General features: G+C 65.6%; 16 protein-coding genes. 9 read left to right on the forward strand and 7 right to left on the reverse strand.

The genetic code is table 11. From position 1 onward, the window contains the following. Positions 1 to 148 precede the first annotated feature (148 nt). The 5 genes from RIF23_RS10720 (at position 149) to RIF23_RS10740 (ending at position 6,195) form a co-directional block, all read left to right on the forward strand. On the forward strand, positions 149 to 1,375 hold the full coding sequence (locus tag RIF23_RS10720) for an IS701 family transposase (protein ID WP_310912397.1): 1,227 nt from the start codon (positions 149 to 151) through the stop codon (positions 1,373 to 1,375). Positions 1,376 to 1,487: 112 nt separating this feature from the next. Next, positions 1,488 to 2,660, forward strand: coding sequence for a 3-deoxy-7-phosphoheptulonate synthase (locus tag RIF23_RS10725; RefSeq protein ID WP_310912327.1), 1,173 nt, complete (start codon positions 1,488 to 1,490; stop codon positions 2,658 to 2,660). A gap of 52 nt (positions 2,661 to 2,712) precedes the next feature. After that, positions 2,713 to 3,483, forward strand: coding sequence for a 2,3-dihydro-2,3-dihydroxybenzoate dehydrogenase (locus RIF23_RS10730; RefSeq protein WP_310912328.1), 771 nt, complete (start codon positions 2,713 to 2,715; stop codon positions 3,481 to 3,483). A gap of 91 nt (positions 3,484 to 3,574) precedes the next feature. Then, positions 3,575 to 4,258, forward strand: coding sequence for an isochorismatase family protein (locus RIF23_RS10735; RefSeq protein ID WP_310912329.1), 684 nt, complete (start codon positions 3,575 to 3,577; stop codon positions 4,256 to 4,258). Next, the gene (locus RIF23_RS10740) at positions 4,255 to 6,195 is read left to right on the forward strand and encodes an anthranilate synthase family protein (protein WP_310912330.1); all 1,941 of its coding nucleotides are present in this window, start codon (positions 4,255 to 4,257) and stop codon (positions 6,193 to 6,195) included. Before RIF23_RS10735 ends, RIF23_RS10740 begins: the two co-directional genes overlap by 4 nt. A gap of 682 nt (positions 6,196 to 6,877) precedes the next feature. Here the strand turns inward: RIF23_RS10740 and RIF23_RS10745 are convergent. Next, positions 6,878 to 8,308, reverse strand: a complete 1,431-nt coding sequence (locus RIF23_RS10745) for an NDP-hexose 2,3-dehydratase family protein (protein WP_310912331.1) — start codon at positions 8,306 to 8,308, stop codon at positions 6,878 to 6,880. A gap of 30 nt (positions 8,309 to 8,338) precedes the next feature. Continuing rightward, the gene (gene rfbB, locus RIF23_RS10750; protein WP_310912332.1) at positions 8,339 to 9,322 is read right to left on the reverse strand and encodes a dTDP-glucose 4,6-dehydratase; all 984 of its coding nucleotides are present in this window, start codon (positions 9,320 to 9,322) and stop codon (positions 8,339 to 8,341) included. Positions 9,323 to 9,900: 578 nt separating this feature from the next. Here rfbB and rfbA point away from each other — a divergent pair. From rfbA to RIF23_RS10770, 4 genes are all read left to right on the forward strand, one after another. Next, positions 9,901 to 10,932, forward strand: coding sequence for a glucose-1-phosphate thymidylyltransferase RfbA (gene rfbA, locus RIF23_RS10755; RefSeq protein ID WP_310912333.1), 1,032 nt, complete (start codon positions 9,901 to 9,903; stop codon positions 10,930 to 10,932). Further along, positions 10,899 to 11,633, forward strand: coding sequence for a methyltransferase domain-containing protein (locus tag RIF23_RS10760; protein ID WP_310912334.1), 735 nt, complete (start codon positions 10,899 to 10,901; stop codon positions 11,631 to 11,633). Before rfbA ends, RIF23_RS10760 begins: the two co-directional genes overlap by 34 nt. 266 nt (positions 11,634 to 11,899) lie before the next feature. Further along, entirely contained in the window at positions 11,900 to 12,199 is a 300-nt protein-coding gene (locus RIF23_RS10765) for a hypothetical protein (RefSeq protein ID WP_310912335.1), read from the forward strand. An 8-nt stretch (positions 12,200 to 12,207) separates the two neighbouring features. Beyond that, positions 12,208 to 12,828, forward strand: coding sequence for a dTDP-4-dehydrorhamnose 3,5-epimerase family protein (locus RIF23_RS10770; protein ID WP_310912336.1), 621 nt, complete (start codon positions 12,208 to 12,210; stop codon positions 12,826 to 12,828). Between the two features lie 723 nt (positions 12,829 to 13,551). Here RIF23_RS10770 and RIF23_RS10775 read toward each other — a convergent pair. From RIF23_RS10775 to RIF23_RS10795, 5 genes are all read right to left on the reverse strand, one after another. Beyond that, the gene (locus RIF23_RS10775; RefSeq protein ID WP_310912337.1) at positions 13,552 to 14,319 is read right to left on the reverse strand and encodes a class I SAM-dependent DNA methyltransferase; all 768 of its coding nucleotides are present in this window, start codon (positions 14,317 to 14,319) and stop codon (positions 13,552 to 13,554) included. A 69-nt stretch (positions 14,320 to 14,388) separates the two neighbouring features. Beyond that, complete coding sequence (locus RIF23_RS10780) at positions 14,389 to 15,543, reverse strand: DegT/DnrJ/EryC1/StrS family aminotransferase (protein WP_310912338.1); 1,155 nt, start codon at positions 15,541 to 15,543, stop codon at positions 14,389 to 14,391. Between the two features lie 155 nt (positions 15,544 to 15,698). Continuing rightward, a complete protein-coding gene (locus RIF23_RS10785; RefSeq protein ID WP_310912339.1) occupies positions 15,699 to 17,300 on the reverse strand; it encodes an MFS transporter in 1,602 nt (533 codons plus the stop codon). Between the two features lie 84 nt (positions 17,301 to 17,384). Beyond that, positions 17,385 to 18,509, reverse strand: a complete 1,125-nt coding sequence (locus RIF23_RS10790) for a nucleotide disphospho-sugar-binding domain-containing protein (RefSeq protein WP_310912340.1) — start codon at positions 18,507 to 18,509, stop codon at positions 17,385 to 17,387. Then, positions 18,506 to 19,819: a nucleotide disphospho-sugar-binding domain-containing protein gene (locus RIF23_RS10795; protein ID WP_310912341.1), complete on the reverse strand. Its 1,314-nt coding sequence runs from the start codon at positions 19,817 to 19,819 to the stop codon at positions 18,506 to 18,508. Before RIF23_RS10795 ends, RIF23_RS10790 begins: the two co-directional genes overlap by 4 nt. Positions 19,820 to 20,019 lie beyond the last annotated feature (200 nt).

Here is a 20,019-nt window from a genome sequence, read left to right on the forward strand (position 1 = left end):
GAAACCCCCTATTGTTCTCATCGAGATCTTGGAAAAACGGATCCAGCCCCATTCAATTATGTACTGCGGAGCGATATCGAAACGGAGCTCCCCCATGAGTATAGACACCAAGCACAAGAAGAGCCGATCTCCCTTCCCGCGTCGAGCAATGCCGAAGACGCGATCCTCGGTGCGCCTCCCGAACTCCGCACCGTCACCTCCTGGATCCCTAGGAAATGAGAAGGTGTTTCAGGAAGTCACCAGAGACCTGTTCGCATCGCTCCCGCGAAGCGATCAACGACGGAAAGGAATGAACTACCTCCGGGGACTACTTGCCACTCCCGGACGAAAGTCGATCCGGAACATGGCGGCCCTCATCGGCGGAACCGGAACCGGACAGAGCCTGCACCACTTCATCTGTAGTTCCACATGGGAGCCCCGTGCTGTCCAACGGGCCCTCGCGGGCTATCTGGTACGGGAGCATCCACCCCAGGCGTGGGTGGCACGGCCCGTACTCATTCCCAAGACCGGACAGTACTCGGCGGGAGTCGGACAGTTCTGCGGCACCGACGGCAGGGTCGTTAACGCCCAACTAGCTGTGGGCGTGTGGCTGGTCGCCGCACGTGGGTGTTTTCCGGTGAGCTGGCGCCTGCACCTGCCCGTGGATCCGCAAACCGGCCCACACAGAGCCACCGGACCGACCCCAGCCGACTGCGCCGCTGACGCGCTGCTGGAGGTGCTGGAGGCGTGGGGCCTACCTCCCGCTCCCCTCCTCCTCGAACTCGACGGCTGGGATCCGGTACCCGCGCTGCGCCGCCTACGTGCTGCGGGGCTCCCCTCCTTGGCACGCATCGGTGGCGAGACGGAACTGGCGGTGGCGGACACGTCCCTCGTCGGGCACCAGAACAGGGTGCTTCCGGCGAGGCAGATCATGCGAGCCGCACAGGCCCTTCGGCGACCGGTGACCGGCCGGAGGCTCCCAAGCCGCTCCTCCCGCACCGTGGAATTGGCGGCCCCGGTGCGGGTGAGTCCACCCGGAGAATCGTTCCGGACCGGCCCGGGCCGCGGTTCGGGGTTCGTCCTCGTGGGGTCCGGATCCCAAGGACGACACTGGCCGGACCGAATCCGGCTGACCACCCTGTCTCCAGAACAGGCCGTGACGGGCATATCGCGCTACAGCGGACTCGCCGAGCGCGTTGACCGATCCGCGTCCGAGATCGGGGACCGGGTGGGACTCCGTGACTTCTCCGGGCGGTCCTGCAACGGCTGGTATCGACACGTCGCACTCGTATCCGCCGCACACGCCATTGCCGAACTCTCCGAGAATATCGAGAAGCCCCCTGCCACCCCGGCGCCCCCGACCTCCGCACCTGACGAAGTCCTCCACACCCCGTAGCTCTGTGTCCACACACACGTCCACGATGAACATCCGTCCGCGGTGCCGGACGGGCCCGCAGACGAAGACCGCCGCTTTCTGTTCTCGCGGTTGAAGATACGTGGAGGAGCCCGTGGACACCGACACACTGGAAACCCCTTCCAGACCGATCCCACAGCAACCCGGATGGCGAGATCATCCGTACCTGCCCACCGTGCACCGGGAACTGGCCGGACGGCCGGGGCTAGTGCAGGCCAACGGAACCGACCGGTTACACGCCCTCCTCGCCCAAGTTGCTACCGGAGAGGCGCGGATCGTGATGGCGGGCGACTGCTCGGAGGATCCGGCCGAATGCGGCTCCGAGGATGTGGCACGGAAATCCGGACTGCTGGAGATGCTCGCTGGACGCGTCCGTATGACCACCCGCAAACCCGTAATCCGAGCAGCCCGGATCGCGGGTCAGTACGCCAAGCCACGGTCCAGTCCCGTGGAACTGGTCGAGGGGCGCGAACTTCCTTCCTACCGCGGTCACATGGTCAACAGTCCCGAGCCCGACCCGGAGCTGCGCATCCCTGACCCCGCGCGCATCCTCACGGGTTACACCGCGGCACGAGAGGTGATGCGCCATCTGGGATGGTGCGACGAGACCACCGGACCGCGGGACGGCGCACCCATCTGGACTAGCCATGAGGCGCTGCTGCTGGACTACGAGACCCCGATGCTCCGGCACGCTCCCGACGGGAGAATATTCCTCGCCTCCACCCACTGGCCCTGGCTCGGAGAACGTACCCGCGACCCCGCTGGAGCGCATGTCGCCCTCCTGGCCGACATTGCCAACCCCGTGGCCTGCAAGATTGGTCCGGCCATCGACACGGATGAACTGCTCACCCTGTGCGAACGACTCGACCCCGACCGGGTACCGGGACGGCTCACTCTGATCGCCCGCATGGGCGCCGGAACCACACAGGATCGCCTTCCCCTGCTGGTGGATCGCGTCCGCACCGCAGGCCATCCGGTTGTGTGGCTCAGCGACCCCATGCACGGCAACACCGTGTCCACCCCGTCCGGCCTCAAGACCCGCTATGTCGAAACGATCATCCGCGAGGTCCAGGAGTTCCAGGCCGCGGTTCAGGCAATGGGAGGCGCGGCGGGCGGTCTGCATCTGGAGACCACACCGGACCAGGTCACGGAATGCGTACCGAACCGCTTCCACGTTTCCGAGGTTCCCGGAAAGTACACGAGTTTCTGCGACCCCAGGCTCAATCCCGACCAGGCCACCGCCGTGGCCTCCGCGTGGACGGCTTGACGGGGCTGCTATCAGCCGCCGTCGCCGATCACCGTCCAAGGAGGATGTCACCATGGAAGACAAGACCGCACTGGTCACCGGGGCCGCAAGTGGAATCGGAGCGGCTGTGGCTCGAGCCCTGGGGGAACGCGGAGCCTCGGTGGCCGCCGTGGACCGCGATGCTGCCGCGCTCCAGCGAACCACGGCAAAACTCGCAGTCGAGGGGATCCGTGTTGTCCCAATCGAGGCCGACGTTCGATCCGCCAACGAAGCCCAGACCGCGGTAGCCAGCGCGGAGGACCAGTTGGGACCGCTGGACTACCTGGTGAACGCGGCCGGGGTTCTTCGACTCGCACCTGCCGTGCAGCTCACTGACGAGCAGTGGGAAGAAAGCATGGCGGTCAACGCGGCCGGGGTCTTCACCATGTCCCGGGCAGTCGCACAGCGGATGGTGCCCCGCGCCCAGGGATCCATCGTCACCGTCGCCTCCAATGCTGCGGGAACGGCACGTGCGGACATGGCCGCCTACTCGGCGTCGAAAGCGGCCGCCGTGATGTTCACCAAGTGCATGGGGTTGGAGCTCGCCGCGCACGGCATTCGCTGCAACATCGTGGCCCCCGGGTCCACCGACACCCCGATGCTGCGCTCGATGTGGGACGAGGCCACGGGGGCGCAGGCCACCCTCGATGGTGACCCCGACGCCTACCGCGTCGGTATCCCGCTGCGGCGGCTCGGCAGCCCCGAGGATGTGGCCGACGCCGCGCTCTTCCTGCTCTCCAGCGAGGCCGCACACATCACCATGCACACCCTCACCGTCGACGGTGGCGCCACTCTCGGCGTCTGAACGACACCGGCCCGGGAGCAGTCCGGCTCTCGCTGGATACCACCGCACGGCCAGCAGAGGACACCCGATCAGGATCGACAGAGGACACATCATGGCAGGTATTCCCCCCATCACCCCCTACCCGATGCCGAAAGCGGCCGACCTTCCCACCAATACCGCGGGCTGGCAACCCGACCCCGGCCGCGCGGTTCTGCTCGTCCACGACATGCAGCGCTTCTTCCTCCGACCGTTCGGCGAAGCAGCGGAACTGCGCAACGCGCTGGTGGGTCACTGCGCCCAGCTGCGCGAACAGTGCGTCTCGCTCGATGTTCCCATCGCGTACACGGCTCAGCCCGGAGGAATGACCGCGGAGGACCGCGGGTTACTGAAGGACTTCTGGGGCCCGGGCATGACGGTGGATCCTCGAGACCGAGAAATCATCGACGAACTGGGGATGGACGTCCAGGACTGGATCCTCACCAAGTGGCGTTACAGCGCCTTTCACCGTTCCGACTTGCTGGAACGAATGCGCGCCAGTGGCCGCGACCAGATGATCATTTGTGGCGTCTATGCACATGTGGGGGTGCTGATGACCGCCGTGGAAGCCTTCACCAACGATATTCAGGTTTTTCTCGCCGCTGATGCGATTGCCGACTTCACACCGGGCTACCACCGCCTGGCACTCGACTATACGGCGCAGCGCTGCGGGATGGTGGCCCTGACCGAGGATCTGGTATCCACCCTCGAAAGGGGGAGGAAAGCCGCGACGTTCGCTTTCGAGGGGGTGACGGTATGACCACCCCCACGCATGCGCTGCGGCCCGCGGACCTGCTGGACCGGGTGCTGTCCGGAGAGAGCCCCTCCTTCGCCCTGCTGTATCGGCCGGACTCCAAGCCGGGCAGTACCGCTGTGGAGGTCGTTTCCGGCGAGGTCTGCACCCCGGAACGCCTGGCCGACCTACCGCTTCCGGAAACCGATACCCCCGAAGGAGCGGAACGGCACGACCTCCTTGCGGTCGTCCCCTACCGCCAGATCGGAGAGCGTGGATTTGCCCACGTGGACGACGGAGCTCCGCTGTATGCCCTGAAGGTCAGGGAACAGCAGGAGGTTCCGTGTTCGGACCTGCTGGACCGGGTCCCCGACACCGGGATCGTGATCTCGCAGGGGTGTTTCGACATTGATGACGCCACCTATGCCGACACCGCGAGCCGGATCATCAGCACCGAGATCGGCCAGGGTGAGGGTGCCAACTTCGTGTTGAAGCGTTCGTTCCGTGCCCAGATTGATGGCTACGGACCGCAGAGCGCCCTCACTCTGTTCCGGCGGCTGCTGGAACAGGAGTCCGGAACCTATTGGACATTCGTGGTGCACACCCCCGAACGCACCTTCGTCGGGGCAACCCCGGAACGGCACGTCAGCCTGCGGGATGGGGTCGCGGTGATGAACCCCATCAGCGGAACCTACCGCTACCCGCCCTCCGGTCCCGACCTCGACGAGGTCATGGACTTCCTCCAGGACGGCAAGGAGGCCGACGAGCTCTACATGGTCGTCGACGAGGAGCTCAAGATGATGGCCCGGGTATGCGATTCGGCGCCGCGCGTGGTGGGACCACGCCTAAAGGAGATGGCCCGTCTCGCACACACGGAGTACATCATCGAGGGCGACACCTCCCGGGATCCACGCGAAATCCTGCGGGAGACCATGTTCGCCCCGACCGTGACCGGAAGCCCCCTGGAAAACGCCGCCCGGGTCATCGCCCGGCATGAGCCCGAGGGGCGGGGTCACTACAGCGGAGCCCTCACACTGATCGGTCGGGATCCCTCCGGAACGCCCACCCTGGACTCGGCGATCCTGATCCGTACCGCCGACATCGACCCCGTGGGTCACACCCGCATCAGCGTCGGAGCCACTCTGGTACGCCATTCCCAGCCCGAGTGTGAGGTGGCGGAAACCCACGCCAAGGCCGCGGGACTGATCAACGCGCTGGAGGCCGATCAACCTCGTGGTCTTGCCGAGCACGGCCAGGTCCAGGAAGCGCTGACTGAACGCAACTCCCGAATCTCCGGGTTCTGGCTGGACTCCGCACATGGACCGGCCGACCCCGAGTTGCAGGGTCTGGACGTTCTGGTTATCGATGCCGAGGACACCTTCACCGCCATGCTCGCCCACCAGATCCGATCACTGGGACCGTCCGTGGAGGTCCGCCGGTTCGACGAGCCCTGCTTGCTGACCGGGCGTGATCTGGTGCTACTCGGGCCCGGACCGGGTGACCCCCGGGACGGCACCCACCCCAAGATCGCCAAGCTGCGGTCCGCGGTACGGACCCTGGTAGCCGAGGACCGCCCGTTCCTCGCTGTCTGTCTCAGCCACCAGATCCTCAGCCGGGAACTGGCGCTCCAGCTCATCCGCAGAGATCTCCCCAACCAAGGCGTCCAACACCAGATCGACTTGTTCGGGCATTCGGAGCGGGTCGGCTTCTACAACACCTTCGCCGCCAGCTGCGCCGAGGACAAAGTTGAGGGATTCCGGCCGGAGGCCGGACCTGTCGAGGTCAGCCGGGATACCGAGACCTGCGAGGTGCACGCGCTACGTGGCCCGAGATTCACATCTCTTCAGTTTCATCCCGAATCGGTACTCACTTGCAACGGTCCGGCCATCCTCGCCCGCACGATGAAGGATGTGCTGAACCATTCTCCCGCTGGTGGTGCAGTTCCGACTGCGGGGCTGTTCTGACAGGCCGCGGGGACGCAGGAAGCCTCCGGTACAGGGGTATTCGACCGGGAAGTCCGGCAACCACCGGAGGCTTACCTGCTCGTCTCCTGCCGCCGTCGACATGTCCAGCCCGTCCCTGGGATTGCTGGCCGCGCTGATCCCGCAATCGGCCCGGTCCGTAGGCCCCATTGCAACGTTCACGATCCGCCCCGAGATCCCGCTCCTCATCCACGTCGGACCGTCGAGCGGCCGCGCCGGTCCGATTGCCGCCCGCATCCACGGGAATCAGACCAGTGGCGTCCAGAGCCTAACCATCCCGAGTGGGACGCCTGCTGTCGACGTCGTGTACCCCCGCACAGAGCGATCCACGTATCCCGGCGAAGCGTGGGCAGACGAATCTCGATCTCCGGCCCGGTGGCGCTTCCCGGACCGGTGGCATCGGGACCGAACCGGCCCACTCGTGCCATCAGAGTGCCCGCACCATCGCCGGCATGTCACCGCCGCCGGCCCGGGCCCCAGCACTCATCCAGACCATCCCCCGGGCAACAGCCCAGCTTCGGAACGGGGACGCTGGCCATCGACCAACCGGAGCGCCGCGGCCCATCGCCGGCACAGATCCCGGGTATCGGGGACGACACATGCCGTGCCGCGGGGCCGGCCACAACCGGTCGACGCCGCGCCGGCCCCTCCCGGGAATAACGCGTCACAGCCGCACGGCCCCCATATTGATCAGCGCCAGGAGGCTCCGCGCCTGAACATTCACATAGTGGCCGTGCCGAAGCAGCGCATTGAGCTGACCCGGTGTAACCCAGCGGTATCCCGGCGGCGGCTCGGTGGGAACCTGCGTGCCGTCCACATCCATCACCAGGTAGCGACTCTCGGCGTTGAGGAACCGACCACCCTCCTCGGAATGCACGGCCTGGTAGCGGAGGCGTGCCGGATCGGCGGACAGCACCAGGTCCAAGAAGGGAGGCCGAGCCTCCGCGGGCAGGTGGGCATAATTGTCCGGCGTGTACTGCACGGTGGGTCCGAGCTCCACGGTGGCGAGGAATCCGCCCTCGACCCGGGCATGGACCAGAAGGTGGGCCACCCCGTCGAACTTTCGGGTAAGGAAGGCAGTGACACCCGTTCCCCGCGGTTGGATCAGCGGCTGGGACCAGGAGCCGATCTCGCGAGCCCCGGCCAGAACGGATACCGCGACAACATCGAAATAACGGTCATGCTCATGGTGGATCCGATTTTCCTCCCGGACCCATCCCGGGATGGACGCGAGGGGGACCAACTCGCTGTGGACCTGATGCCGGGAACGTTCCCCGGTAAACCAGGACAGCAGGTCAACGTCAGAGTGGAGGGCCCGCGGATCAGGGTCGGTTGCCGGGGCACAGGCCAGGACGGTACGGGCATCCATATTGACGGTATTGTCCCGCCGCAGAAGCCCACCGAGTTGCCCCGGGCTGACCCAGCGGAAATCCTCGTACACGGGGACGTCGACGTCCGCGTCGACCTCAACGATCATGTTGCGGTTGCTCTTGCGGTAGAACCACGAGCCATGCTCCGACTGCAACACGTCGGCCAGGACCCGGGAGCGTCCCGGATCGACGAAGTAGTCCAGATAGCGCACCGCCCGGCCGCCGTGCGTTCCGGTGAAGTTGCTTCGCGTTGCCTGGACAGTGGGGGACAACTGAACCAGATTGGGGTTTCCCGGCTCCATCTTCGCCTGCATGAGGAAGTGCAGAACCCCGTCGAACTCCTTGGCCAGGATCCCCAGGATGCCGACTTCGGGCTGGTTGATGATCGGCTGGGACCACTCCGGCGGTACTGTCGTGTCCGTGGTGACGTGCAGCCCCTGCACGCTGAAGAATCGTCCACTTCGGTGGACCAGGTCCCCGCTCTCCGGATGGAACCCCCAGCCCTCCAGCTGGTGGAACGGTACCCGTTCCACCCGGAACCCACCCGCCTCTCTTCGCTCCGCGAGCCACGTGTGGATGCTGTCGCCAGCCTCCGCACCGGGGTCGGGCACCGCGTCGACGGAGCGCTGTAGTCGCGCTACCGTGGCCCCCTCTCGCTCCCACCGCGGGACGACCTCCCGAGTAGCCGGAATGTGCCCGGATACGGGTGCGTGCCCTACGCTCATCGAGCCTCCACTCCTTTCCACCGTTACCGGTCAGTCACACGACCGGTCCGACTGACGTAGGGGGCGCCACCAGTCGGGGTTGTCCCGGTACCAGGTGACGGTCTGGGCTAGCCCGTCCGTGAAGGAGACGAGCGGCTCGTAGCCCAGCTCGGCCCGAATCTTGCTCTCATCGATCGCGTAGCGCCGGTCGTGTCCGGGACGGTCGGCTACCCACTCGATTGCGGAACGGTCCGCACCGCACAGCTCGAGGAGACGCTCGGTGATCTCGATGTTGGTCAACTCGTTTCCGCCGCCGACGTTGTACACCTCCCCAGCCACGCCCTTGGTGAGGGCGAGGTGTACCGCACGGCAGTGATCGGCGACGTGCAGCCATTCCCGAACATTGCCGCCGTCTCCGTACAGGGTCACCTTCTGCCCCTGGAGCAGATCGGTGGTGAAGCGGGGAATCAACTTCTCGGGGTGCTGGTAGGGGCCATAGTTGTTGGAACAGCGGGTGACCACGACGTCGAGGCCGTGCGTGCGCGCGTAGGCCCGTGCGAGGAGATCGGCGGAGGCTTTGGACGCGGCGTAGGGCGAGTTGGGCACCAGGGGCTCGTTCTCGTCCCACGCGCCGGTCGCCACCGAGCCATAGACCTCGTCGGTGGAGACGTGGACGACACGTCCCACCCCACTGCGCAGGGCCTCCTCCATCAGGTTCTGGGTTCCCAGCACGTTGGTTCGGACGAATTCAGCCGCCCCGGTGATGGAGCGGTCCACGTGACTCTCCGCAGCGAAATGCACCACGGCGTCGTGGCCGGGGAGTAACTCGGCCAGCAGCCCCGAATCGCAGACATCACCCTGGATGAACTGCAACCGGGTGTCTTCTGCCGGCAGGTTGGCCCGATTTCCGGCATAGGTGAGCCGGTCCAGGACCGTGACGTACGCCCCTTCCACCCCCACATACTCATCGGCGAGGAGAGACCGCACATAGTGCGATCCGATGAAACCCGCTCCTCCGGTGACCAAGATCCTCATTGTGTAACCTCCTCTACTCCCGCACTTCGGGAATCCAGAGTGAATACGCGTCCTCGCGGCCCAGGCACCATCGACCCCCGAACCGAAAACTCTCTTCCGGCCAGTCGCCCGCGAGTTTCCGAATCCGAAACCTTTCTCCGAGAGGAAGCGGCAACTCTCCCGGGGCACTCATGGAACTCGGACAACATCGGACTTCCCCGAAGAGAACGCTCCAACCCAACGAGCATCCCCGACCGAGAACGTAAATCCATTGTCACCCGACATCCGAACACAGAAAACATACAGAGATCTTTTGTGTCAGGTCCGCTATAACTCAGATTCACCTGTTGACGACGACCGAACTCCATGCAAAACTTCCAGCCAGTTCCGCTTGATCACCCAACAGCTCCAGAACATGAGGCCGGAATCTATCCTCGTCCACGTGCGGAGCGCAGGTCCGTCAAGTCCGAACTCGCAGAGGCCGAAGACCCGCCCGATGTCACCACGCGCACGACCGGGACACCGGAAACTCCTACTGCACTACAGGACAAGAGCACCATACACAGAATATGCCCCGGCGACATTTCGGAGGTGACTCCATGAAAGGAATAATTCTTGCCGGTGGAAGCGGAACGAGACTCAACCCGATTACCAAGGGAGTCTCCAAGCAGCTACTGCCGGTCTACAACAAACCGATGATCTACTACCCGCTGTCCGTGCTCATGCTCAGCGGAATCACGGACATCCTCCTCATCTCCACCCCAGACGACCTGCCAGGATTTCGGCGCCTCCTCGGAGACGGATCCCAGATCGGGCTGAAGATCGACTATGCCACCCAGGAGGAGCCACGCGGCCTTGCCGACGCCTTCCGGATCGGCGCTGATCACGTCGGCGCGGACTCGGTGGCCCTGGTTCTGGGGGACAACATCTTTCATGGTCCGGGCCTGTCCTCGCTGCTGACCCAACACGCGCGCACCCTCCAGGGCTGCACTCTGTTCGGCTACCCCGTCTCCGATCCCGAACGCTACGGCGTTGGTGAGGCCGACGCCTCCGGCCGGCTGATCTCCCTGGAGGAGAAGCCACGCAACCCCCGTTCCAATCGCGCCGTGACCGGGCTCTACTTCTACGACAACGAGGTCGTGGATATCGCCAAGGGGCTGCGGCCTTCGGCTCGTGGTGAGCTTGAGATCACCGACGTGAACCGCGTGTACCTGGAACGCCAACAGGCTCGACTCGTGGACTTCGGCCGTGGCTTCGCCTGGTTGGACACCGGAACGCACGATTCCCTGGTGCAAGCCAGCGAGTTCGTGCAGATCCTCGAACAGCGCCAGGGGGTCAGCATTGCCTGCATCGAAGAGGTCGCACTGCGGATGGGCTTCATCGATGCGGAAAGCTGCTACCGACTAGGGGAACAGCAGGCCAAGTCCACCTACGGACAGTACGTCATGGACGTGGCCGCAGCCACCGCCGAGGAAGCCGCCTCCGGCTTCGCACGCGAAGCCGAGCTGAGCCCTCCGTTCCGCAACGCTGGTCCCGCCGCGGTGGCAACACCGGATCAGCAGAACCTCGAATCGATTGCGACAGCAAGGAGCCTACCGTGGCAGACACCGGCAGTTACGAGCTTGGTCTGAGCGAAACGCAGTGCCATGCCGCAGAGACGGAGTCAGCTGGCCCACAGGAGTTCGAGCTACTCGGGCTGCGCTGGGAACTGCTTCCCGGGGTCTTCGCTCCGTTCCACTCCCGCTCCACCGAGTCCTACACCTCCTGGCTCCCCCTCCACAGTGGGGACTCGTTCCTGGAGATGGGCTGCGGCGCGGGAGTGACAGCCGTCTACGCGGCACTGGCGCATGGTCACCGCACGACCGCCCTGGACGTCAGCGCGGCCGCGGTGGAAAACACCCAGGTCAACGCCGCTCGCCACGGTGTCCCCGACCGTGTCGACGCCCGGCAGAGCGACATGTTCGACGCCCTGGATCCCCAGGAGCGGTTCGACATCATCTTCTGGAACTCCAGCGCGATCCCCGCCCCCGCCTCCTTCACCTACACCCGGGACATCGAATGGTCCATCTTCGACCGGGACTACGAATCGCACCGACGCTACCTACAGGAAGGGCCACGCTATCTGACCGAACGCGGGCGCCTGTTCCTCGGTTTCAACACCAATGGCGACGTGGAGCGCCTCCAGGAGCTCGCGGCCGAATCCGGGCTACACCTGCGCGAAATTCAGAGCAGGACCACCACCTATGACGGGCAGACCACGGCGCGCTTCATGCTGTTGGAACTCCTGCCCGCCCGGACCACCGCCGCTCCCGTACCAGAGACCCTGCGGTAAGCACCCGGCCCCTGCTCCGCGGCACGGCGACGAGCGCCAATTGGGTCGGGTCGCCGCACAGGTGACCGCCCTCCCCGGTCGGGGCGTTCGCAGCAGGAACGCCCCGCGGGGAGCCAGCGTTGGCTACCGACCACCCGAGACGACCTGACAAGCCATCGATTCCGGCGTTGCCCCCCGCTCCAGTGGCGGACATGCTCGGACACATCCCTCAACGCCCGTGCACCCGCACCAACCGGTGCGGGCTGCCCCGACCGGAGGAGACCACGATGATCCGACCCTCGAGTACGCCACCACCCGATCTGGCGCGACGCCACACGTGTGGATACGCCCAGACTTGGTTCCTCGCCCCGGGCCGTCAGGTACGGAATGCGGCGCTCTGGCCCCAGTCCCGAACCGTCGCAGTCCCCGTACGCCGACACGCCAAGCACCACTGCGACACCGGCCGCCTCCCCACCCGGCAACGAGTCCGGCACGGACAGGGGCCTGCCATTGGTCGTTCCGCGGCGGCCCAAGTCAACACCGCCGAGGCCGGACTGTTCGTGGACATCCACACAGGAGAAGGGTGAACCCTGGCATGGAGGCACACCAACTCGGAATTAACGGGGCGTACGCTTTCACCTCGCGTGTCTTTTCCGATACGCGAGGCATGTTCGTCTCCCCGTTCCAAGAGAGCGTGTTTACTGAGGCCACCGGCCATCGATTGTTTGCCGTCGCGCAGACCAGCTACAGCGTCTCCCGTCGGGGTGTGGTCCGCGGTGTGCACTACACCGCTACCCCGCCTGGAGGCGCGAAGTACGTGTACTGCCCGCAGGGCCGAGCCCTGGACTTCGTGGTCGACCTACGGGTTGACTCCCCCACATTCGGACGCTGGGAAAGCCTCGTCCTGGACCAGTACGAAGCGCGTGCCGTGTACTTCCCGATCGGGCTCGGTCACCTGTTCGTGGCCCTGGAGGAGGACACCGTCATGTCCTACATCCTCTCCACCGAGTACGTGGCGGAGAACGAGCTAGCCATCTCCCCGTCCGACCCTGACCTTGCACTGCCAATCCCCGAAGACATCATGCCCGTGCTCTCCCAACGCGACCGAGCAGCACCCACACTGGCCGAAGCCCGTGCGGCGGGGACCCTCCCGGACTACGACAGGTCGATGGAGCTGGAGCGGGCCCTGCACTGGGGGCCGACAACACCACAGTGATGCGATGTTCGACACCCGCCCCCGACACAGCCAGCTCTGCTGGCCGTCACTGATCTTCAGCCCGCCAGCGCGGGCGTGGCGTTGTCGCCGTGTCGGTTTGCAGGCCGCCCGCTGTCCCGCCACGACCACGATCGGATCCAGGCCAGCGTGCCTCCAGATCGGCCAGTATGGACCGTCCTCCCAGACGCTATGGCTCGGGGGAACCCGCGATGCGTGCGGCAGCGGGCGTCGTTCTGCACGCTGGGACCGGCCCCGCGCAGCCAGTGTGAACGCCCGGGAGATCCCTGCGGTCCCGGATACGTAGACCCAGGGCTACTATTCCGTGTCCACGTCGAGGCCCGGCGCACGGGCCGTCGCGCCCAGCAGCGGTGGCTTGGCCCCGCTCCCGCACGGTGTTCGGACGCGGCAGATGCGGTGTCGACACAATCCAACCGGAGGACAGGAACGGTGGGATAGCCACGGGCCGGGGCCCGGCCAGCCGGCGTCGGAATGGTGTGTCCCGCACTCGCCGGCCAGCAGGATGATCGGGATCTGCACTCCGGTTCGGGAACGTCGGGGGCGGCACAATCCGGGACAACGGCCGGCCCTCGTCGTCACTCTCGGCTCCCGTGCCTACTCTGATGCTCGCCGCCCGCCCGGATGCGGGAATCGAACCTGTCCTCCCGCCCACTCCGCAGAGCGGATCAGGCGCGAACCGGCCGGCCCGATTCTCCCGGAATCATCTCAATCCAGAGTTCCGACGAACAGGCCCCGCCCGTTCGGTCCCCCTTCCCTGTAACTCAGGTGCACCCCGGCCTTGGCAAAGGCATCCGCATAGACCTGACGAGGAAACAGCGAGTGGACCTCGTACTCGGTAAATTCTGATATCCCAGCCCCGTCAGCCACAGTGTATCGAACAGTCATTCGACTGTGCTCCCCATCGCGAACCGAATGTGACGTTCGACTGATGACACGACCGGTTTCCTCGACGGTCGCTCCGGTGACGTATCCGTCCAAAAAGCGTTCGGGAAACCACCATGGCTCCAGGATGGCAACACCACCGGGAACCAGATGCCGCCCTATTGACACCGCCGCCGACTCAAGCTCATGCAGCGAGGCCATGTATCCCAGCGAGTAGCACATGCAGATGACAGCACTGTACCGGCGCCCCAGGTCGAAACTTCTCATGTCACCGGAGTGGACCCGCATCCCCGGAATCCGCTCCTGGGCCAGACGACGCATTCCAGGAGAAATCTCCAGCCCTTCCACTTCGGAGAAGTGCTGCGAAAGCCGTTCCATGTGCGCCCCGGTCCCGCAGGCCACATCAAGGAGTGAATCGGCATCCGGAGTGATAGTGCGAACGGTGCGGGCAATCTCGTCAGCTTCGTAGGCCCAGTCCCGTCCCCGGGACGTATGAATCGCGTCGTATATTTCTGCATGCACACGGCTATAGGACGTTGGCGGTAGTTCGGGGGCAGTCTCCACCATGATGGTTTCCTTTCGTTCGTTCACGGGATCACATTCACATTTTTGGGGAGCTCCGAGTCGTGTGCACCCCAGGGAAGGGACCCCACTGTTCGGTCAGATTCGAGCCTCATCGCCTGCCTGGCGCCCGGTCACCGACGTGCTGAGCGTCGTGCAGACCTGCTGCACGTCGGAGTCCGTCAATGCCTGGTGCATGGGCAGCAAGAGAGTGCTTTCGGCCGCCCACTCGGCGTCGGGAAACTCGCCTCCGGACTGGTAGGCGGGCACCTTGTGCAGGGGTGGGTAACGGAAGGTGGTGTAAATGTCGTTGTCCAACAGGTCCGCGGCCACCTGGTCGCGGATGGCAGGGTCGAGCTGCACCCAGTAGAAGTAGTGGGAGTTCTCGTCCCGCTCCGGCAGCGGTGGGGGCAGCCGCACTCCCGCCATGCCGTCGAGCAGCCGGTCGTACGCCTGTGCCACCTCCCGACGCCGGGCAATGTTGCTCGGTAGCTTGGCCAGCTGCACACATCCGATGGCGGCCGTGACGTCGTTGCCGAGCACTCGCCAACCGAACTCGGTAACGTCCAGCTCCCACCACCGACCAGAAACCCGCGCGCTGGAGAATCCGCTTCCGCGGCGCAGCCCGTGGTAGGCGACGTAACGTGCCCGCTCCGCCATTGCGGCATCTCGCACGTAGAGCATTCCCCCGTCCCCGGTGACCAGGGTCTTCATCGAATCGAAGCTCCACATCGCGATGTCGCCGAATGTGCCGCAGGCCTGCCCTCCCGACCGGGAAGCCACCGCACAGGCGGCGTCCTCCACCAACGACACCCCCCGATCCCGGCACAACTGCGCTATGGCGGCCACCTCGCCCGGATGGCCGCCATAGTGCAGCAGGAACACGGCCCTGGTCCGTGGTGTGAGCGCCTGTTCGACGTCTGCAACCCGGGGGTTGAGGCTGTGGGGATCCACATCACAGAACACCGGCCGGGCCCCCGAGTCGGCCACCGCGTTGGCCGCGGAAACGAAGCTGATCGTGGGCATGACGACATCGTCTCCAGGCCCCAGATCGAGCAACCGCGCTGCCAGGAACAGTCCGGCGGTGGCACTGGAGATGAACATCAGATGCTCGGCCCCCACTCCCAGGTGCTCCCCGAAAGCGGACTCGAACTCCTGAGTTCGTTGTCCGTGCCCCAGCCAGTTGCTGGTGAAGACACTGGCCACTGCCTCGGCCTCGTCGACCCCGAGACTTGGTTGAAATACGTTGATCATCGCCACCGTCTCCCCTCCACATACTGGGCGTCGGCCGGGGCGGCGTCCAAAGTCTGCGGCGGTTGCAGTACCGCTTCCGCTCGTCGTTGCACCATCGGTTCGCTCCTTTTCGCTACGGCGTGGTTCCGCCATTCATGGGCAATGGGCATGGCCGTTCATCGGCTACCCGCCCCCGAGGGCTGCGGTTCGGGACCGGCTTCCTGGCCTCCCTCCGGCTCGTTGTCCGGGCTCGACTCAAGGCGCACGTGCCGGAGCCGTCCGAGTACCAACAGCACCACCGTCACCGCGATGACCGCCGCCACCCCATAGGCGACCTGGGTGCCCACCGCGAAGGCGGATCCGGCCGCATCCATGAGTTCGGCTCCCCGCTCACCCGGGAGGCGTTCGGCAACGGACATTGCGCCTCCGGTGCTTTCCTGAGCCGCCGCCAGGTCCGCATCCGAGAGCCCGCCCGGCGCAGACCCCTCCAAAACTCGGCGGTAGATCACCATCGCGAGACTGCCGAGGAAAGCCAGGCCCATGGCGTTGCCGAGCCCGCCGCTGACATCCTGCACAGCCGTCGCCGATCCGGTGCGCCCCATCGGGGCGCTGGTCACCAGCAGCTGCCCGCCCAACGTTGTCGCTGGTGCCATCCCCAAGCCGATCAGCACCAGTGCGGCCATGAGCAGCGGCACCTGCTCCGTGGGCAGGAGAAGAACCATCCCCAGGGCACCCACCACGGAGACAGAAAGCCCACACGAGATGGCGTAGGCCGGACGCATGAAACGCACTGCCACCGGGGCCAGCATGGTTCCCGTGATCGCGGCCACGGCGGGGGCGACCAGCACCGCCCCCGACTGTGCGGGGGAGAGCCCCAGACCCACCTGGAGGTGCTGGGCAAAGAGCATGTCGGTCCCGCCGAAGGCCAGCAGCACGAGGAGCACCGACACCATCGAAACGGACACCGCCGGATTCGCGAACAGACGCAAGTCCAACAGGGGATCGCTCAGCCGTCGCTGTCGATACACGAAAACGGCACCCAGTCCCACCCCGAGCAGAACCGCTGCCACGTAGAGCGGCCGAAGCCCTTCGTCGGCGATCTCCTGAAGGCCGAAAATCAGTGCCATCAGCGCCGACACCGACAGCAGGATGCTGAGCAGATCCAACCGTTGGGCAGAGGGATCCCGGTAGACCGGCAGCAGGAACATCGCCGTCAGCATCAGCAGCACGGCAGCGGGCACGTTGGCCAGGAACACGGCCCCCCACCAGAAGTACTCCAGCAGGATCCCACCCATGGGCGGCCCAAGTGCCATCCCGCCGGAGAAGGCGGAGATCAGCACCGCGAAGGCGAAGGAGAACTGTTTGGCGTCCGCGAACATGGTGCGCAACAGGCCGATCGCCGAAGGCATGACCGTCGCCGCGGCGACCCCGAGCAGGGCACGCGCGGCGATCAACATCTCCGGAGAGGTGGACAGCGCTGCCGCGACGGATGCCACACCGTAGACGGACACGCCGATCATCAGCAGACGACGGCGACCGATCCGGTCGGTGAGCCGCCCCATGGTGATCACGCATCCCGCCGCCAGGAACTCACCGATGTGCAGGATCCACAGTGACTGGGTTCCGCTGGGCTGCAAGTCCGCTGCGATGGACGGCATTGCCAGGAACAGCACGGTCATGTCTGTGGCGATCATGAAAACCGGCAGCATGAGCGCAGCGAGTCCCAACCATTCCCGCCAGGTCGCCCCCGGCTGGGGTTGAGATTGCACGGATGTCATCTTCCCTCTTCTCTTCCTGTGATGATTCGCGCGTGCCGTGCCCCGTCCACGGCCCGGGGGAACGACCCCGCAGGAGGTTCGCCGTCAGCCAACCGGTAGCTTCTCCAGCTCCTCCACCACCTGGGCTGGTGCAGGCAACGCGGCGATCTCCGCCGCGAGGGTCCTGGCCCGATCGGCATAGGACGAGTCGGCGAGAATCTGCTGGCAGGCTTCGGCGATGACCGGGGTCGTGTGTCTCTCCTTGGGCAGGTCGATCACGGAACCGAACTCGACCTGTGCCTGCATCTCGCCCAGCGAGGGAATCTCGCGCAGAATCAGCTGCGGCACCCCGGCGCTCATGGCCGTCATATTGGAGCCGACGCCACCGTGGTGCACGATCAGGTCGCAGGTGGGCGCGACAATGTCCAGGGGGACCCATCCTGCGCGCCACTCGTCACCGGTGCCTGGGCACAACGCGGAGGCGGCGTCGTCGGGAACCGCAACCACCGCCTCCACCCCCAGGGCAGTGACGTGGGTGGCGAGCTCGCGCAGGCGCTCGACCTCTATGGTGTGCAGCGATCCGGAACTGGTCACGCGGCTTCCCGAGGTGAGCAGTACCCGTGGGCGGTCACCGCGGGTGTACATCCAGGGTTCGAGCGGCCGGTAGAGGTTCCCGGGAATCCAGCGCACCGGTCTTCCGCGAGGGGTATTCCCGCGACGCAGGCTGGGCGGGGTCACATCCAGCGAGAGGTCCGGAACCGGAACGGACTCCAGCTCGAACTGACGTAGCAGCGGTCGCAGTTCCTCCCCCGCACCGACGTCGTACTCACTGGAGTCCAGAACACCCCAGGGCTGGCGCACGGTAGGAACACCGAGGCGGTGACCCAGCAGGGCTGCCGGGTAGAACATCCCGCCGCCCACCACGAGATCGGGGCGCCAGTCCTCGGCAACCTGCCGCAACGGTTCGAGGGTCTCCATGGTCATCTGCGCATACCACCGACCGACGTAGCGCATCTGTTCGCGAGGGTCGTCCGGAAGATCGGTGGACAGACTCTGTTTCGTCTGTGGCGAGATGGATACCGGGGGCAGTCCGACATCAGCGATGACCCGAGTCACGGTGTCCGGACCGGCCATGAGGACCTCATGTCCGGCTGCGCGGGCGGCGCGGGCGAGTGGGGCCTGCGGAAATACGGTCCCCATGCTTCCACCGGTAATGAACAGCATCCTCATCGCGTCGCCCCTTCCAGCAGCCCGGCACCGCTGGGTTCGGGGATATTCGCGGCGAGTTGCTCCAGAGTCCGTACCACCTCGTTCGGGCTGGGTTCGGCCTGCCAATCCGCATGGAGGGCCGCGGCACCCTCCCGGAACGACGACTCGGTCAGGACCTGCTGCAAGCGGGAACGGATCTCGGCCACGGACAGCACCGCAGGATCGACGTACAATCCCGCACCCACCCCGGTGATCCGCCTGGCGTACGGTCCGGACTCGGGATCCACAGCCAGCACCACCTGCGGCACCTGTAGCGCCGCGCCAACGGTGTAGGTACCGCCCCCACCGTGGTGAATGATCATCGAGCAGGTGGGGAGCAGGTGATCGAGCGGAATGTAGTCGACGGTATGGACGTTCTTCGGGACCTGTTGTCCAGCAAGTTGATCCGCGTTGAGCGTGGCGACCACCTCGACGTCCATCCCCGCGAACGCATCGAGCATGGTGGCGATCATGCTCGCGTCGTCCTGTTCGTACTTGCGCTGGGCAGCTCCGAGGCTGAAGGCGATACGCGGCCGGTCGGGTTCCGTACGCAGCCACGGGGGCACCACCCCGCCCCCGCCCGTGCTGGGTAGCTGGCGCATCGCAACGGTGCGTTGCCGGGTGGAAAGCCGCACCTCAGCCGGGATCGGATCGATGGTGACATGGCCCAACAGCATCGTCTCGTCCATCTCCAGGCCGTAACGCTCGGCCAGGGGGCGGGCACACGCCTCCATCGGGTTGGTCACCCCCGGGGGCAGCACCGCCCTACGCTCATCGAAGCGCTCATAGGTCCAGCCGCAGTAGTCCGGCCCCCACATGAGCCGAACGCTGGCGGCCCCGCAGGCCCGGGCAGCGATGCCACCGGAGAGCCAGATAGGATCCCAGACCACCACGTCGGGACGCCAGTGCTGCACAAACTCCATGAGGTCGTCGGCCATGGGATGAGCATGGTCGGGATCGAAGTCGGGCGGGTGGAAGATGCGCAGCGCCGCGATGAGGTAGTAGCTGAAGAAGTCCCAGGGGGCACGATCGGCGGGGTCGAGCGCCAGCGCGTTCGTGAGTTCTTCACGCTCCTCGTCACCGGCGATGAAGTCGGCCACGGACTCGATGGGGGGCAGGGCCTCGGCTCCACGTAGGGAGACGGCGCTGAGTCCAGCGGCCACAATCTCGTCAGTCAACGCAGAATGCGAGGCTACACGAACCTCGTGACCGGCACCTCGCAACGCCCAGGCCAGCGGCAGGACGGGGTTCAGATGTGACGTGTCCGGAGGCAGAGTGATCAGGACGCGCATAGTTTTCTCCTTGTATTTCGGATGCTCATTACACGGAGGGATGTGTCCAGAGTGAATCTTTCTCAGCTCGCCAGGAACGAAATCGTGCACCATTCTCTGTTCCGCCCGGCATCCCGGGATAGTGCACGGCTCCCTGATTCAGGCATGCATCCGTCATATGACGAGCATGAGATCCTGACCCTCGGACCACGAGATGAGGT

Source organism: Lipingzhangella rawalii (genome assembly GCF_031628175.1).
GTDB lineage: Bacteria > Actinomycetota > Actinomycetes > Streptosporangiales > Streptosporangiaceae > Lipingzhangella_A > Lipingzhangella_A rawalii.

Excerpts from the sequence above, each read along its gene's own strand:
- rfbB (WP_310912332.1), bottom strand. The coding sequence starts at position 9,322 with ATGAGGATCTTGGTCACCGGAGGAGCGGGTTTCATCGGATCGCACTAT.
- RIF23_RS10765 (WP_310912335.1), top strand. The coding sequence starts at position 11,900 with ATGATCCGACCCTCGAGTACGCCACCACCCGATCTGGCGCGACGCCAC.
- RIF23_RS10730 (WP_310912328.1), top strand. The coding sequence starts at position 2,713 with ATGGAAGACAAGACCGCACTGGTCACCGGGGCCGCAAGTGGAATCGGA.
- RIF23_RS10795 (WP_310912341.1), bottom strand. The coding sequence starts at position 19,819 with ATGCGCGTCCTGATCACTCTGCCTCCGGACACGTCACATCTGAACCCC.
- RIF23_RS10780 (WP_310912338.1), bottom strand. The coding sequence starts at position 15,543 with ATGATCAACGTATTTCAACCAAGTCTCGGGGTCGACGAGGCCGAGGCA.
- RIF23_RS10740 (WP_310912330.1), top strand. The coding sequence starts at position 4,255 with ATGACCACCCCCACGCATGCGCTGCGGCCCGCGGACCTGCTGGACCGG.
- rfbA (WP_310912333.1), top strand. The coding sequence starts at position 9,901 with ATGAAAGGAATAATTCTTGCCGGTGGAAGCGGAACGAGACTCAACCCG.
- RIF23_RS10785 (WP_310912339.1), bottom strand. The coding sequence starts at position 17,300 with ATGACATCCGTGCAATCTCAACCCCAGCCGGGGGCGACCTGGCGGGAA.
- RIF23_RS10720 (WP_310912397.1), top strand. The coding sequence starts at position 149 with ATGCCGAAGACGCGATCCTCGGTGCGCCTCCCGAACTCCGCACCGTCA.
- RIF23_RS10735 (WP_310912329.1), top strand. The coding sequence starts at position 3,575 with ATGGCAGGTATTCCCCCCATCACCCCCTACCCGATGCCGAAAGCGGCC.
- RIF23_RS10745 (WP_310912331.1), bottom strand. The coding sequence starts at position 8,308 with ATGAGCGTAGGGCACGCACCCGTATCCGGGCACATTCCGGCTACTCGG.
- RIF23_RS10770 (WP_310912336.1), top strand. The coding sequence starts at position 12,208 with ATGGAGGCACACCAACTCGGAATTAACGGGGCGTACGCTTTCACCTCG.
- RIF23_RS10790 (WP_310912340.1), bottom strand. The coding sequence starts at position 18,509 with ATGAGGATGCTGTTCATTACCGGTGGAAGCATGGGGACCGTATTTCCG.